This window comes from Lysobacter sp. M2-1 (assembly GCF_022662495.1).
Lineage (GTDB): Bacteria > Pseudomonadota > Gammaproteobacteria > Xanthomonadales > Xanthomonadaceae > JAKPBU01.
Genome location: NZ_JAKPBU010000005.1, coordinates 279,172 through 294,113 on the forward strand (window position 1 = coordinate 279,172; position 14,942 = coordinate 294,113).

Sequence of the window (14,942 nt, forward strand, 5' to 3'; positions counted from 1 at the left end):
CGCCCGGGCCGGACCGAGGGTGTGGCATGCGCCCACGCGCGGCCGGCAGGCAACGCGGCTGACGTTCGCGGCTATCCTCGCCGGGTGAGGGGATTTCCGCCATGGGCATGCTGAGCACCGCGACCGTGATCGTCGCCGGCCTCGTGTGGCTGGCGCTGATGTTTGCCGCGGCGGTGTACGGCGAACGCCATCCTGGGGCGTTCTCGCGCCGCTGGCGCCATGTCTACGCGCTGTCGCTGGCGGTGCATTGCACCTCGTGGACGTTCTACGGCACGGTGACCCAGGCGGCCCGCTACGGCTGGCCGCTGCCGCCGACGTTCCTCGGTGCGATCCTGTTCTACCTGCTCGCCTTCGCCTTTATGGTGCGGCTGGTGCGGCTGGCGCGGGAGAGCAATGCGACGTCGCTGGCCGACCTGATCGCCACCCGGCTGGGCAGGGATCCGTGGCTGGCGGCCACCGTGACCCTGGTCGCCGCGCTCGGGCTGGTCCCCTACATCGCGCTGCAGCTCAAGGCCGTGACTATGAGCTTCGCCACGCTCACCGGCGAAGCGCGCGGAGGCGCGGACGTGGCGCCGTGGCGCGACGGTGCGCTGTACGTGGCCCTGGCCATGGCGGTGTTCGCCATGCTGTTCGGCACCCGCCGTGCCAGCGCCACCGAGCACAACCGCGGCCTGGTGCTGGCGATCGCGTTCGAATCGCTGTTCAAGCTGGTGGCGATGCTGGTCCTGGGCCTGTTCGTCTGGCTCGCGCTCGACATCCCGGCCGTCACCGTACCGGTTGCGCCCGCGTCCGCGCAGGCTGGCGGCTTCGTCCCGCTGGTGCTGCTGGGCGCGCTGGCCATGTTCATCCTGCCGCACCAGTTCCACATCGGCGTCGTCGAATGCCGCGACGAACGCGACATCCGCAGCGCGCGCTGGCTGTTTCCGCTGTACCTGGTGCTGATCGCGCTGCCTACGCTGCCGCTGGCCCGGGCCGGCGTGGCCTTGCTGGGCGATGCGGTGCCCTCGGACATGTACGCGCTGGCGCTGCCCGCCTCGCAGGGCCATGGCGGTATCGCACTGTTCGCTTTCCTGGGCGGGCTGAGCGCCTCCACCGGCATGGTGGTGGTCAGCACCCTGGCGCTGAGCCTGATGATCGGCAATCACTGGTTCGCCCCGGGCCTGCTGCGCGGCGCATGGTCTGGGCAGGGCGATGATCGCCGCGGCGACCTGCTGCGCCTGCGCCGCGCCTGCATCGTGGCCATCATGCTGCTGTCGTGGAGCTATGCGCGCCTGGTGAGCGGCAGCGACGCGCTGGCCGACATCGGTGCGGTGTCGTTCTCGGCCTTGGCCACCCTGGCACCGGCGCTCGCATTCGCGGTGTGGCGCCCGCGCACGCCGCCGCGCGCGGCGACCGTCGGCGTAATGGTCGCGTTCATGGTGTGGGCCTGGGTGATGCTCACGCCGCTGCTGGCTGCGACCTTCGGCGCGAAGGCCGACTGGATCGCAGGCGGCCCCTTCGGTTGGACGTGGTTGTCACCCGACGCGCTGTTTGGGCTGACCGGCTGGAGCCGGCTGGGTCGCGCGGTGGGCGCGAGCTTCTTCGCCGGCACCCTGGCGATGGTGCTGCTGTCGCTGCAGCGCCCGCGCATCGCCGGCGCTCAGACGCGCGGCTTCGACGCGCAAACCCTGCGCCGCGCCGCAACCCGCTTCCTGCCCGCCATGCAGGTGGACGCGCTGCTGGCCGACGCACCGCGCGGAGGTGCGGTGCCCGCGCGCATCGAGGAGCGCCTGGAACGCGAGCTGTCCGCGGTACTGGGCGCCGCGTCGGCGCGCCTGCTGCTGGATGCCGCGCGGCGCGAGGTCGGCGCCGACCTGGACACGGTCGCGGCCATCGTTGGCGAGGCCTCGCAGGACCTGCGCTTCAACCAGCGCCTGCTGGAAGGCGCGCTGCAAAACATGTCGCAGGGCATCAGCGTGGTCGATGCGCAGCTGCACCTGGTCGCCTGGAACCGGCGCTATGCCGAACTGTTCGGCTTTCCCGATGCGTTGCTGCAGGTTGGCCGGCCGATCGCCGAGATCAGTCGCTGGGCGCTGCGCCATGTCGAAGGCGCGGACGACGTGGAAGCGGCCCTGCAGCGACGCCTGGCGCATATGCGCGCGGGAACGCCGCATCTGTCCGAACGCCGGTTTCCCGACGGCAGCATCGTCGAGATCCGCGGCAACCCCATGCCCGGCGGTGGCTTCGTCGCCACCTTCACCGACGTCACCGCGTTCCGCCATGCGCAGGACGAGCTGCGCCGCAGCAACGAAACCCTGGAGCAGCGGGTCGACGAGCGCACCGCGCTGCTGCAGGCGGCAAAGCACGAGGCCGAGCGTGCCAACGAGGCCAAGACCCGCTTCCTGACCGCCATCGGCCACGACCTGCTGCAGCCGCTGCACGCAGCGCAGTTGTTCACCGACGCGCTGTCCCAGCAGGTCGAAGGCGAGCCGCGTCGCGATGCGTTGCAGAACAAGCTGCTGCAGATCCGCGGCGCGCTCGATTCCACCACCGACCTGCTCACCGGCTTGCTCGACATGTCGCGACTGGAAGCGGGCGGGCTGGTGCCCGAGCCGCGCGACTTCCCGCTGGCCGAGGTACTCGAACCGCTGGCGTCCGAGTTCGCCGCCATGGCCGCCGAGCGCGGCCTGCGCTTTCGACATGTATGCAGCGGTGCCTGGACCCATACCGATCCCCAGCTGCTGCGCCGCATCCTGCAGAATTTCCTGGCCAATGCGGTGAGCTACACCGCACGCGGTACGGTCCTGCTCGGCGTGCGTCGTGCAGGAGACGCGCTGCGCATCGAAGTGCACGACACCGGGTCGGGCATCGCGCCGGAGCTGCAGCAGGCGATCTTCGAGGAATTCCGGCGTGGCGACGATGCGGCCGGGCAGGGGCTTGGACTGGGACTTTCCATCGCCGACCGGATCGCGCGCCTGCTGGGCGCACCGATCGCCCTGCGCAGTGCGCCTGGCAGCGGCACCACATTCTCGCTGCTGTTGCCGAGCGTGCAGGCGCAGCGCACCGCAGCCGCGCCGCAGCCCGGCGCACGCGGCTACCCGGGCTTGCGCGTGCTGGTGGTCGACAACGTGCCGGCCGGGCTGCAGGCGCTGCAGGCGATGCTCGAACGGTGGGGATGCACGGTCTCGGCCGTCGCCGACGGCGATGCCGCACTGGCGGCGGAAGCGCTGCATCCTGCCGATCTGTGGCTGCTCGACTACCATCTCGACGCCGGCGATACCGGCGTCGCCCTGTACCAGCGCCTCGTCAACGCTTGCGGCCCGCGTCCCGCCGTGATCCTCAGTGCCGACCATGGCGATCAGGTGCGGCGCGCGGTGATGGAAGCCGGCTTGCCGCTGCTGCCAAAGCCGGTCAAGGCGCTGGCGCTGAAGTCGGTGATGGATCGGGCGCTGGCGGCCAGGCCGCCCTCGACGCTGGACGCCGGCCGGCCCCTGATGGCATGACCGCGAGAGCGCCAGCGCAAGCCGGTCGATCGAGCCGGTTCATTTCCCCTGCGAAATATATTTAACCAAAGGGTTGACAATCGTCTGCAGACGCGTATATTCAACCATATGGTTAAGCAATATCCAGAACGCCTCGACGCCGTATTCGGCGCGCTGGCCGATCCGACCCGCCGCGCGATGCTGCGCGAGCTGGCTGCGCAGCCGCGCACCATCGGCGAACTCGCTGCCCCGTTCGAGATCTCGCTGGCCGGGGCCTCGAAGCACATCCAGGTGCTCGAACGCGCCGGGCTGATCCAGCGCGAGGTGCAGGGCAGGGTGCATACCTGTCGGCTCGATGCGCGCCCGCTGCATGCCGGCGCGGAATGGCTCCGTCATTACGAGCGCTTCTGGAACCAGAAACTCGACGTGCTTGAGGCCATTCTCAAGGCCGAGGACGCGTCGAAGCGCGTCGCGAAACCAGCGGCCAGATCCGCCCGAAAATCTCCCACCACCAGGAGGAAACCATGAACATCGCCATTGCCGAAGCCGAGTACGGCGTCGTGACCGCCCCCGATACCGTGCGGATCCAGCGTCTGCTGCCCGGACCGGTCGAACGCATCTGGGCCTACCTCACCGAAAGCGACCTGCGCCGGCAGTGGCTGGCCGCAGGCGAGATGGACCTGCAGGTTGGCGCGCCGTTCGAACTGGTCTGGCGCAACGAGGAGCTGTCCGATCCGCCCGGGCAGCGGCCCGAAGGCTTCTCCGAGGAGAGCCGGATGCAAAGCACCATCGTCGAGTTCGATGCGCCGCGCCGCCTCGCCTTCACCTGGGGTGGGGGCGATGTGACGTTCGAGCTCGAACCGAAAGGCGAGCAGGTGCTGCTCACCGTGCTCCACCGCGGCATCTCCGACCGGTCGAACCTGCTCAAGATCGGCGCCGGCTGGCATATGCACCTCAACGTCCTGGCTGCACGTACGAAGGGCAACAAGCCCGAACCGTTCTGGGACGGCTGGAGCCGGCTGCGCGCCGAATACGATCGCCGCGTGCCGGCCTGACCGCACGCCGGTCCGCCCGCACTTCAACCTACAACAGACAGGCGCCGTGGTCCGCCACGGCGCAACGGATGATGCTTGCCATGAACAAGGTCCGGATCTTCGCGTTGGTCGTCGCCCTGGCGACCGCGCCCGCACAAGCGGCTGCAGTACAGGCTACCTCGCTCACGCCGATGCCAGAGACACTGGAAGTGCGTTACGCACTGAGCGCGCTGCCGGCTGCGTTGCGCGACGCAGCGACCGTGCACGTCCTCGATCCCGCAACGGGCTACCGCGTCGCCCGCCGCGGAACCAGCGGCCTGGAATGCCTGGTGCAGCGCACTGCCTGGGAGCACGGCGAATTGCGCGACGACATCTACATCCCGCTGTGCTACGACGCGGTGGGCGCGCGCACCTACCTGAAGGTCATCATGGATACGGCCGCGCTGCGTGTGAGCGGCATCGATGCCGCTGCGTTGAAAGCAAGAGTCGAGCAACGTTACGCAGACGGAACCTACCGCGCTCCCGAGAAATCGGGCGTGTCGTACATGGTGGCGCCGGTGATGCGCACGGCCGGGCCGCCCGACATGCAGATCCACACCATGGCGATGCCGCACCTCATGTACTACGCACCGGGCATCAGCAACGCGGATATCGGCGCCAAACCAGATCTCGCCGATCCCGCGACCCTGGTGTACCCGCTCATCGACCGCCAGGGCAACGACGAGCAGAGCTACGTGGTCCAGCTTCTGGGCGAGACGGAGAAGGCGAAGATCCTGGCCGACGAGCGGGAGCTGCTGCACGCGCTGTGTGCGCATCGCGAGGTGCTCTGCCTTGCCGGCATGAAGCACTGACGGCGCTGTTCGGCGGCCAGTGGACGGGGTGCATCTCCGACTCCATCCGGCCACAGCGCCATAACTCCAGCACTCCAGCACCTGCGCCACGATGCATGCCGAACGTGTGGGCCGATCGCAATGAACCTCGTTCGATCGGTCAGCGTGCTGTCTTCCACCCCAGTACGAGAAGAGAGACAGACATGAGCAAGGCCTATACCGGCGGATGCGCCTGCGGCGCGATCCGTTACGAGATCTCCGACGAACCGATCGTCATGAACGACTGTCAATGTCGCGACTGCCAGAAGGCAAGCGGCACCGGGCACGGGTCCTATCTGAGCTTTCCGAGCAGGCAGCGCGTGAAACTCGAGGGCATGGCGACCCACCGCGACATCGTTGCCGATAGCGGCAACACGAAGACACACGCGTTCTGCCCGACTTGCGGTTCCCCGGTCTATTTGACGTTTGCGGCTGCGCCGGATGTTTTCACCGTGCATGCCGGCAGCCTCGACGATCCGGGCCGGTACAAGCCGCAAATGACGACTTATCGCGTGCGCGGATACCCGTGGGACCAGCTTGATCCGGCCGTGCCGAAGTTCGACGGGATGCCGCCGGGGTGATCGATACGGACATCGATATCGATGCGCAAGTTGGCAGGTGGGGAATACTCCGTTCGATGGCCCCGGAGGAGCGATAGCGGCCGCGAATGAGCGCCCTGGCGCGATTCGGACCGACGTGTCGATTTCGGGATGCTCCACCCGTCGAATGGGAGGCAGACAGGACAATCCACCCGCATGAACAGCTCCGCATCCGCTTCTTCTCTCCCGGTCGATCGCAACTGGTCCCTGGTCGCGGCCGGCGCGGTCCTCGGTTGTGTGGGCATTGGCGTGTTGTTTGCGCTGGCGGTGCTGCTGCAGCCGATGAGCAGCGATACCGGCTGGTCGCGCGCCGGCCTGTCCAGTGCGATGACGCTGGCTTTCGTCAGTGGCGGCTTCGCCGGCTTCGGCTGGGGCATGCTCAGCGATCGCTACGGACCGCGGGTGTGCGTGCTGGCCGGTTCGGTGCTGCTGGGCCTGGCCTGCGTGCTGGCGAGCCGGGCGGATAGCCTGCTGGAGTTCCAACTCAGCTACGGGTTGCTGCTGGGCGTCGCGGTCGCCAGCTTCTTTGCGCCGGTGATCGCGGCGACAGCCTCGTCGTTCGAGCGGCACCGCAACCTGGCGATCTCGCTCGTGTCGGCAGGGGTCGGCGTGGCGCCGATGACGATGTCGCCGCTGGTGGCCTGGCTGGTGACGCAGCACGACTGGCGCAGCACCCTGCTGATCGTGGGCGTGCTGGCCTGGGCGCTGACCCTGCCGGTGGTCTGGTTCGTGCGTGCCGCACCGGCGCCCGCCGCCTCGGCCGAGGACATCGCGACCAGGGGCAGCCAAAGCCTGACCGCAGGGCAGGCGTTGCGTTCAAAACCTTTCATCGTGCTGGCACTGGCCTACTTCGCCTGCTGCGCGGCGCATTCGGGCCCGATCTTCCACACGGTGAGCTACGCGGTCGGCTGCGGCCTGTCGGTGACCGCCGCGGTGACGATCTACAGTATGGAAGGCGCCGCCGGGCTGGGCGGACGGCTGCTGTTCGGCGTCCTGGCGGACCGGCTGGGCGCCAAGCCGGTGCTGGTGGCCGGCTTGCTGGTGCAGGCCCTTGCGGCCGCGGCCTATCTCGGTGCGAGCCAGCTCACCGGCTTTTACGTCGTGGCAATCGTGTTCGGCCTGGCCTACGGCGGCACCATGCCACTGTATGCCTCGCTGGCACGCGAAGCGTTCTCGCCGCGCATTCTCGGCACGGTGCTGGGAGCGGCGTCGTTGCTCTCGAGCATGGGCATGGCGCTCGGTCCGCTGCTGGGCGGCTGGCTGTACGACCGCTTCGGGACCTACACCTGGCTGTATATCGGGTCGATGTCGGTGGGTCTGGCGGCAGCGGCCATTGCGTTGCTGTTCCCGTCCGCGCGCAAGCCTTTGGTGGGTGGCGGTCGCCAGCCCGTGCTGCAGACCTGAGCGTATCCGGGTGCATTCCGCGCGTCGTGCTGCGGACCGTCAGGACGGGGAATCCCGCGACCTCGTAACCGGGTCATAACCGGAGGACCACTGACAGCGTAACCGCGGCTGTTGAACCATGCGCCGACTGGCTCTGCATGGCGCACACATGTCTCTGGAAGTCCGCGGATTGACCAAGCTGTTCGGCGGCAGGCCGGTGGTCCACGATGTCTCGTTCGAAGTCGGAACTGGCGAGCTGGTCGCGCTGCTGGGTCCAAGCGGCAGCGGCAAGAGCACCATCCTGCGCATCCTTGCCGGGCTGACCCTGGCCGACGCAGGCACGGTACTGGTGGACGGCACCGACATGACGGAGTTGCCGCCGCAGTCCCGCGACCTGGGGTTCGTGTTCCAGAACTATGCGTTGTTCGAACACCTGACCGTGGCCGACAACGTGGAGTTCGCGCTGCGGGTGCGCGGCGTGGATCGCCGCCAGCGCCAGGGGCGCCGGGATGAACTGCTGGAGCTGGTGGGCCTGGGCGGAAGCGGGCGCAAGTATCCGGCCCAGCTTTCCGGCGGACAGCGCCAGCGCACCGCGTTGGCGCGCGCCCTGGCGCACCGGCCGCGCATGCTGTTGCTGGATGAACCTTTCGGTGCGCTCGATGCACGCATCCGCCAGGAGCTGCGGCAAGGGCTGCGCGAGCTGCTGAAAAAGCTCGGCACCACCGCGGTATTCGTCACCCACGACCAGGAAGAGGCCTTCGCGGTAGCCGACCGGATCATGGTGTTGCATCGCGGTCGCCTGCTCGAGGATGGACCGCCGCACGAGCTTTACGTGCAGCCGCGTACCGAATTCGTCGCCGGTTTCGTCGGGCGTGCCAACCTGCTTCCGGGAGAGTTGACGTCGGAAGGCGCGCGCGTGCGCCTGGACACCTCGCGCGCGTCGGCCGATACCGTGCCCCGGCGCGTCAAGGTGCTGCTGCGCCCGGAAAAGCTGATTTTGTTGCGCGGCGATGCGCCGGTGCCCGCCGACCGGGATGTGTTCACCCACGCGGCGGAAGTCGAGCGCGTGGAGTACCTGGGGGCAAGCGAGCGTGTGCACGTCCGGGTCGAGGCAGCGGGCGGGCGTCGACATCATCTGGAGTCGCTGCGCAGCATCGACACCGCGCGACTGCTGCCGCTGCGGGCGGGCGATCGGGTGACGTTGTTCGCCAACGAGCTGCATGCCATCTCGCGGCCCAGCCTGCGTCTGCTCGTGATCGCGCCCGGCGATGCCGGCGGTCATGCGCTGCTGCGTTCGGCGTTGGCCTACGGCGAGCGCCAGCATGCCCTGGTGACCGTGCTTGGACCCGCCGTGGGCGCGCCGGAGCTGCATGCGCCGCTTGAACAGTACCGTCAGTTGTTCGCGGGAGATCTGCGGCTGATCAACACGCGAACCTCCGGAATCGACCTGTGGGAAGCGGCACGCGTCCATCTGGCCGGCGAAAGCTACGACCTGGTGCTGTTGCCCGCCTCGATGCGGTCGCCAGACAGGGTGTGCGGACTGCTCAAGAACGTCGATGCCCGCCAGTTCTGGCTGGCGGCCGCCGGCGTGGATCCGCTCGTCGCCGGGACGGACGCACGGTGGTTGGTGCTGCTGCGCGCGTTTTCGGCCGCGCAGCCCAACATCAGTCTGTTGGCAGAAATGGTCGAGGAGCTCAAGGCGGCAATCGAAGTGCGCGATCTCGAGGGTGCGGTGCATCCGGCGGAACCGCCACCGCGCTGGCACGACGCGCTGGCGCTGCGCAGCATCCCGTTCACCGTTGATGTGCCCGCTGCTGAAACCACTCCGCAGGACCCGGCCGCCTACTTTGGCGACTCCGCCGACGCGATCGCCATCGATCTGGGGCCGCGCTCGGCGCTGGATGCCCGGCAGCAATCCTGGCTGCAAGCGCTGGATGGACGCCCCACGCTCCTGATGGTGCAACCGGACGCCACCGACCTGGCACTGCGTCCCAGGACCGATCTGCATTCGTACTTTGGCGGCGTCGCCTCGCCACCCAGGACGCCCCCCGTTTCAAGCATCTGGAGCCAACAATGATGACGATCCGAGCCTTGCGCAAAACCCGCGCCGTGGCACCCGGTTACGCCGCTGCCCTGGCCATGTTTGCGGCTTTCGCGCTGTCGGCCTGCGGCGCGGAAGCGCCGCAGCAGGCAGGCGCCGATCCCGAGGCGCCGGCGACCGCCGTCGCCAATCTCATGAACGTATCGTACGACCCGACCCGCGAGCTGTATGCGGAGTTCAACCCCGCCTTCTCCCGGCAGGAGCAGGCAGGCGACCATCCGGCGGTGGATGTACGCATGTCGCACGGCGGTTCCGGCAAGCAGGCACGTGCCGTGATCGACGGACTCGAGGCCGACGTGGTTACGCTGGCCCTGGCGGCGGACGTGGATGCGATCGCCGAACGCGGACTGATCGAACCCGGCTGGCAGGCCGAGTTCCCGGACAACAGCGCGCCCTATACCTCGACGATTGTCTTTCTCGTGCGTCGGGGCAATCCCAAGGACATCCATGACTGGCCGGACCTGGCGCGGAACGGCGTCGCAGTTGTCACCCCGAATCCCAAAACCTCAGGCGGAGCCCGCTGGAATTACCTGGCCGCCTGGGGTGCGGTGCTCAGGCGCGGCGGGACCGATGCCGACGCGCAACAGTTCTTGACGCGTGTCTTCAAGTCGGTGCCGGTCCTCGACACCGGCGCTCGCGGCTCCACCAACACCTTCGTCCAGCGCGGGATCGGCGACGTGCTGCTGGCATGGGAGAACGAAGCGATCCTGACCCTGGAAGAATTCGGTAGCGAGCGCTTCGAGATCGTCCGTCCCTCGATCAGCATCCTTGCCGAACCGACTGTCGCCATCGTCGACAAGGTCGCGCGCCAGCACGGCACCGAGGCGCTCGCCAAGCGCTACCTCAACTATCTCTATGATCCGGCCGGTCAGCGCCTGGCGGCCAAGCATCATTTCCGGCCTCGCGACCCCAAGATACTGGCCGAATACGCCAAGGATTTCCCCGAGCTGGAGCTGTTCACGATCGATGAGCAGTTCGGGGGTTGGTCGAAGGCGCAATCCGAGCACTTCGCCGATGGCGGTCGTTTCGACACCATCTTCGCGGCCCGAGAACTCTGAGCATGTCGGTTGCGGCGGACGCCGGGCGCTTGCCTGGGACGAGGCGCCGGATCCGGGCACACCCCGGATTCCGCCTCACCCTGGGCATCACGCTGACCTACCTCGGCATCATCGTGTTGCTGCCGATCGCCGCGGCCTTCCTGAAGCTGCTCGACGTGTCGCCGTCGGAGATCTGGCGGATCGCCACCAGTGAACGGGCGCTGGCCGCCTACCGGCTGAGCTTCGGGTTGTCGTTCACCGCCGCCGCGCTCAACCTGGTGCTCGGCACGATCACGGCCTGGGTGCTGGTCCGTTACCGCTTTCCCGGGCGTCGCATTCTGGACGCGATGATCGACCTGCCGTTCGCGCTGCCGACGGCCGTGGCGGGGATCGCCCTGGCGACGCTGTACGCCGGCAACGGCTGGCTGGGTCGTCCGCTGGCGGCGCTGGGCGTGGAAGTCGCTTTCAAGCCGCTGGGTATCCTGGTGGCGCTGGTATTCGTCGGGCTGCCGTTCGTGGTGCGAACGGTGCAACCCGCGCTGCAGGACCTCGACCCGGCATTCGAAGAGGCGGCCTCCACGCTCGGCGCGAGCCGGGGGCAGGCGATCCGTCATGTGGTGGGGCGCGCGATCATGCCCGCTGCGCTGACCGGGTTCACGCTGGCGTTTTCGCGCGCCGTGGGCGAATACGGGTCGGTGATCTTCATCGCCGGCAACATCCCGTTCGTGTCCGAGATCGCACCCTTGCTGATCGTGGTGCAGCTCGAGGAATACGACTACGGATCCGCAACGGTGCTGGCGGTTGCGATGCTGGTGATTTCGTTCCTGATGCTGCTGGTCATCAACCTCGCCCAGCGCTGGAACAGCAGTTCGCGTCGAGCGGGATGAGCATGCATCGCGACCACAGCCCCGCTCTGCGCGATCCGCCCTTGTTGAAGGTGGGGCTGATCCTGCTCACCGTGGTGTTTCTGCTGGTGTTTCTCGGGTTGCCCATGGTCGTAGTCTTCAGCCAGGCCTTCGCTGGTGGCTACGAAACTTACATCGCGGCGCTCAACCAGCCCGATGCGCGCGCCGCGCTGAAACTGACCCTGACCGTCGCGGCGATCGCCTTGCCGCTGAACGTCGTGTTCGGCATCGCCGCCGGCTGGGTGCTGAGCCGGTTCCACTTCCGTGGCAGAAGCCTGCTGGTGACATTGATCGACCTGCCGTTTTCGATCTCGCCTGTGGTCGCCGGCCTGGTCCTGGTGTTGCTGTTCGGCAGCCAGGGCTGGTTCCAACCCATCCTGCAGGCAACCGGGTGGAAGGTGGTCTTCGCGGTACCGGGCATCGTGCTGGCGACGCTGTTCGTGACTCTGCCGTTCGTGGCACGCGAGCTGATCGCGTTCATGCAGGAGCAGTCCACCGACCCGGAGCAGGCCGCCTACACGCTGGGTGCCGGAGGCTGGCGCACGTTCTGGCACGTTACGCTGCCATCGATCCGCTGGAGCCTGCTTTACGGCATCCTGCTGTGCAATGCCCGGGCCATGGGCGAGTTCGGCGCCGTTTCGGTGGTGTCCGGGCATATCCGTGGGCAAACCAACACCATGCCGCTGCACGTCGAGATCCTCTACAACGAGTACGACTTCACCGCCGCGTTCGCGGTCGCGTCGCTGCTTGCGATGCTGGGACTGGTCACTCTGTTTGCGAAGAGCTGGATCGAGCATGCGCATCCGCTCAGGGGGCAGGGTTGATGGCCGCCGGTAGGCCGCTCAGGCTCCTGCATCTGTTGCTCGCCAGCCACGTCGGGCTGGTCGCACTGCTGGCGTTGCTGCTGCTGGCCACCGGAACCGGCATCATCCATGCGTCCCTGGTCGAGCGGGCGCAGGCCCAGGTCGCCCAGGCCGCGACCGAGGCCCAGGCGCGGTTGCTTTACCAGCGCCAGGACCTGGCGGTCGTTGCCGGACTGCTGGTGGAGCGGCCGACGTTGCGTCGGTTCCTGGCGCGTGCCGATGCGAGTGCAGCACGCGCGTTCGTCGATGATTTCCGTCGCACTGGGCGGCTCGACTACATCGGCGTCTTCCGGCATGGCGTCCTGTTCGCCGAGTCCGGATCTCCGCCCGCGAACCTGATGAGCAACGGGCTGCAGTTCGGCGCGGACGGCGAGCAACGCTGGCTGGTCGCGTCCGAAGCCGTCGAGTCTCCGCCCGGGCATCGCGTGGTCGTCGCCAGACAGCTGACGGTGGAAGCGCTGGACTTGAACGACGAGGCGGTACGGGTGCAGTTGCTCGCACCAACCGCCCGGGCGTCCGATGGACTTGGAACGGCGATCCGCCACGTGCTGGTCACCGGCTCGGGAGAGACCCTGAAGGAACCGACCGGCGACGCAGCCGCGATCCACCTCGAGCCCGTGCGCAGAGAGCCGGGAGGCATCGAGGCGGTGCTGGTGACCAGCCTGCCGCGTTCGGCGCTCATCAGCGAACTGCTGGAATGGTTGTTCGCCTTCATGGCCGGTTCGCTGGCCATGGTGGCGGTGGCCGTTGCAGTTGCAGTCTGGCTGGCGCGACGGATCGCCGATCCGTTCGCCCAGCTCGCGGCGGCCGCAGAACGCCTTGGTGTCGGCAACCTGGAGGGCCGCATCCGGCGACCAGATACGCGCCTGGTCGAACCCAATGCCTTCGCGCGCAGCCTCGAGGACATGCGCCTGCAGATCCGTGCCTTGGCCGAGAACGAGCGTCACCAGCGCAATGAACTCGACATGGTGCTCGACGGCGTGGGCGATGGCATCGTTGCCATGGATGCCGACGAGAACGTGATCTATGCCAACCGCCGCTTCCTGGAACTGCTCGACCTGAAGGAAGCGGACGTGATCGGCCGGCGCTTCGATGACGTACTGTCCGCACTGCCAGGCCAGGGTCTGGAGGCGGGGCAGGCGACAACGCCGTTGCAGCAGGCACGCCTGAAGGGCTCGGCGCACGCCACCGGCGACTATCGGGTCGGCGGCGGCGCCCGCAAGCTGGTGATCAGGAGCTATGCGCCTTCCCGGAACCGGCAAGTGGCCATCGTGCGCGAGGAAACGCCTGCAGAGGCGTCGCGGGTCATGCGCGACGCGATCGTCGCCAATCTCTCGCACGAGTTCCAGACGCCGATCGCCGCGCAGATCGCGTCGATCGAATTGCTCCAGGACCATCTGGCGGGGCGCGGGGATGACACCGCCAAACGCCTGGTCGATGCCCAATTCCGGGGGGCGCTGCGGCTCTCCCAGCTCGTCGACAACCTGCTCGACAGTGTCCGCCTGGAACACGGCGAACTGCGGCTGCGACGTGATCAGGTGGATCTGGTGAAGCTTGTGGAAGAGTGCGCCGAGCTGATGCGCCCGCTGACCGAACAACGCAATCAGAAAGTCGCCTTGCATCTTCCCGCAAGCGAACAACGGCTGACGGGCGATACCCAGCGTCTGTCGCAGGTCGTCATCAACCTGCTGGCCAATGCCAATAAGTTCGCGCCCGATGACAGCACCATCTGGGTCGACATCGTCTGGGGCGAGGAAACCGTGTCGCTCTGGGTCGAGGACGAAGGTCCGGGCATCCCGCCGATGGCGCGCACGGCGGACCTGTTCGCGCCGTTTCGCCGCGCGCCGGACCAGGAACCTTCGCAACGCGGGACCGGCCTTGGGCTGGCGATCGCGCGTGCGCTGGTCGAGCGCCATGGCGGCGAGATCGTCATCACCGAACCGCAGCGCTGCAGTGGCGCCAGGTTCGGGGTGGTACTGCCCCTGGAGGCTGCGTGCGCATTCTGATTGTCGATGACGACGTCGAACTGGTCGGCCTGCTGCGCTACGCGCTGGAGACGGCTGGCTACGAGGTGGTCGTCGCCTACGACGGCGAGCAGGCCCTGGCGGTGTTTGAACAAACCGGGCCGGACCTGGTAGTGCTGGACGTCAACCTTCCGGGCATCGACGGCTTCGGCGTGCTCGAAAAGCTGCGGCGCGACAGCGACATCCCGGTGATGATGCTGACCGTACGGGCGGACGAGGCGGACGAGGTCCGCGGGCTCGACCTCGGCGCCGACGACTACCTGCGCAAGCCGTTCAGCCCGCGCGCACTGCTGGCGCGGGTGCGCGCCCTGCTGCGACGCGGCAGCGATGGTGCCGAACCGGTGCTCGAGTCCGGCGATCTGGTCGTGGACGCGGTTCGCAGCGAGATGCGCTTCGGCGACGGTCCGCCATGCCGGTTGTCGCCGCTCGAACTCCGGTTGCTCAGGCTGTTGATGGGGCACCGCGGACGCCCGGTCGATGCCCAGCGCATCATCGTTGCGGTCTGGGCCGATCGGGACGGCGCCGATCGCGACGCACTCAAGCAGCTTGTGCATCGCCTGCGGATGAAGCTGACGCGGATTGGCGAGTCCGGCGACAGGATCGAGCACGTCCCCGGCGTCGGCTATGCCTTCGCGCCGCGCGACGGCCCCTGACCCCCGGCGCTTT

12 protein-coding genes are annotated in these 14,942 nt (G+C 67.9%); all 12 read left to right on the forward strand.

Annotation, left to right across the window (positions count from 1 at the left end; all coding sequences use genetic code 11):
* Window positions 1-107: 107 nt before the first annotated feature.
* The 12 genes from MC375_RS12190 to MC375_RS12245 all read left to right on the forward strand — a co-directional run bounded on the left by MC375_RS12190 (window position 108) and on the right by MC375_RS12245 (window position 14,929).
* Window positions 108-3,482, forward strand: coding sequence for a PAS-domain containing protein (locus MC375_RS12190; protein WP_242103776.1), 3,375 nt, complete (start codon window positions 108-110; stop codon window positions 3,480-3,482).
* A gap of 108 nt (window positions 3,483-3,590) precedes the next feature.
* A complete protein-coding gene (locus MC375_RS12195) occupies window positions 3,591-3,989 on the forward strand; it encodes a metalloregulator ArsR/SmtB family transcription factor (RefSeq protein WP_242103665.1) in 399 nt (132 codons plus the stop codon).
* The gene (locus MC375_RS12200; protein ID WP_242103666.1) at window positions 3,986-4,516 is read left to right on the forward strand and encodes an SRPBCC family protein; all 531 of its coding nucleotides are present in this window, start codon (window positions 3,986-3,988) and stop codon (window positions 4,514-4,516) included. Before MC375_RS12195 ends, MC375_RS12200 begins: the two co-directional genes overlap by 4 nt.
* 80 nt (window positions 4,517-4,596) lie before the next feature.
* Window positions 4,597-5,346: a hypothetical protein gene (locus tag MC375_RS12205; RefSeq protein ID WP_242103667.1), complete on the forward strand. Its 750-nt coding sequence runs from the start codon at window positions 4,597-4,599 to the stop codon at window positions 5,344-5,346.
* Between the two features lie 182 nt (window positions 5,347-5,528).
* Window positions 5,529-5,945 carry a GFA family protein gene (locus MC375_RS12210; RefSeq protein WP_242103668.1) on the forward strand — a complete coding sequence of 139 codons (417 nt, stop codon included), beginning with the start codon at window positions 5,529-5,531 and terminating at the stop codon, window positions 5,943-5,945.
* A gap of 174 nt (window positions 5,946-6,119) precedes the next feature.
* Window positions 6,120-7,367, forward strand: coding sequence for an MFS transporter (locus tag MC375_RS12215; RefSeq protein ID WP_242103669.1), 1,248 nt, complete (start codon window positions 6,120-6,122; stop codon window positions 7,365-7,367).
* Window positions 7,368-7,515: 148 nt separating this feature from the next.
* Entirely contained in the window at window positions 7,516-9,423 is a 1,908-nt protein-coding gene (locus MC375_RS12220; RefSeq protein WP_242103670.1) for an ABC transporter ATP-binding protein, read from the forward strand.
* Window positions 9,420-10,505, forward strand: coding sequence for a sulfate ABC transporter substrate-binding protein (locus MC375_RS12225; RefSeq protein WP_277929455.1), 1,086 nt, complete (start codon window positions 9,420-9,422; stop codon window positions 10,503-10,505). Before MC375_RS12220 ends, MC375_RS12225 begins: the two co-directional genes overlap by 4 nt.
* Window positions 10,502-11,371 (forward strand): sulfate ABC transporter permease subunit CysT, encoded by an 870-nt coding sequence (cysT, locus tag MC375_RS12230; RefSeq protein ID WP_242103778.1) that lies wholly within the window; start codon window positions 10,502-10,504, stop codon window positions 11,369-11,371. Before MC375_RS12225 ends, cysT begins: the two co-directional genes overlap by 4 nt.
* A 2-nt stretch (window positions 11,372-11,373) precedes the next feature.
* The gene (gene cysW / locus MC375_RS12235) at window positions 11,374-12,213 is read left to right on the forward strand and encodes a sulfate ABC transporter permease subunit CysW (protein WP_242103671.1); all 840 of its coding nucleotides are present in this window, start codon (window positions 11,374-11,376) and stop codon (window positions 12,211-12,213) included.
* Window positions 12,213-14,258, forward strand: a complete 2,046-nt coding sequence (locus tag MC375_RS12240; protein WP_242103672.1) for an ATP-binding protein — start codon at window positions 12,213-12,215, stop codon at window positions 14,256-14,258. The genes cysW and MC375_RS12240 overlap by 1 nt, the downstream gene beginning before the upstream one ends.
* A complete protein-coding gene (locus MC375_RS12245) occupies window positions 14,246-14,929 on the forward strand; it encodes a response regulator transcription factor (protein ID WP_242103673.1) in 684 nt (227 codons plus the stop codon). The genes MC375_RS12240 and MC375_RS12245 overlap by 13 nt, the downstream gene beginning before the upstream one ends.
* Window positions 14,930-14,942: the final 13 nt, after the last annotated feature.

Bases quoted from the DNA above. Each gene is read 5' to 3' on its own strand.
- MC375_RS12200 (WP_242103666.1), top strand. From the start codon at position 3,986: ATGAACATCGCCATTGCCGAAGCCGAGTACGGCGTCGTGACCGCCCCC.
- MC375_RS12215 (WP_242103669.1), top strand. From the start codon at position 6,120: ATGAACAGCTCCGCATCCGCTTCTTCTCTCCCGGTCGATCGCAACTGG.
- cysW (WP_242103671.1), top strand. From the start codon at position 11,374: ATGCATCGCGACCACAGCCCCGCTCTGCGCGATCCGCCCTTGTTGAAG.
- MC375_RS12210 (WP_242103668.1), top strand. From the start codon at position 5,529: ATGAGCAAGGCCTATACCGGCGGATGCGCCTGCGGCGCGATCCGTTAC.
- MC375_RS12190 (WP_242103776.1), top strand. From the start codon at position 108: ATGCTGAGCACCGCGACCGTGATCGTCGCCGGCCTCGTGTGGCTGGCG.
- MC375_RS12240 (WP_242103672.1), top strand. From the start codon at position 12,213: ATGGCCGCCGGTAGGCCGCTCAGGCTCCTGCATCTGTTGCTCGCCAGC.
- MC375_RS12225 (WP_277929455.1), top strand. From the start codon at position 9,420: ATGATGACGATCCGAGCCTTGCGCAAAACCCGCGCCGTGGCACCCGGT.
- MC375_RS12205 (WP_242103667.1), top strand. From the start codon at position 4,597: ATGAACAAGGTCCGGATCTTCGCGTTGGTCGTCGCCCTGGCGACCGCG.
- MC375_RS12220 (WP_242103670.1), top strand. From the start codon at position 7,516: ATGTCTCTGGAAGTCCGCGGATTGACCAAGCTGTTCGGCGGCAGGCCG.
- MC375_RS12195 (WP_242103665.1), top strand. From the start codon at position 3,591: ATGGTTAAGCAATATCCAGAACGCCTCGACGCCGTATTCGGCGCGCTG.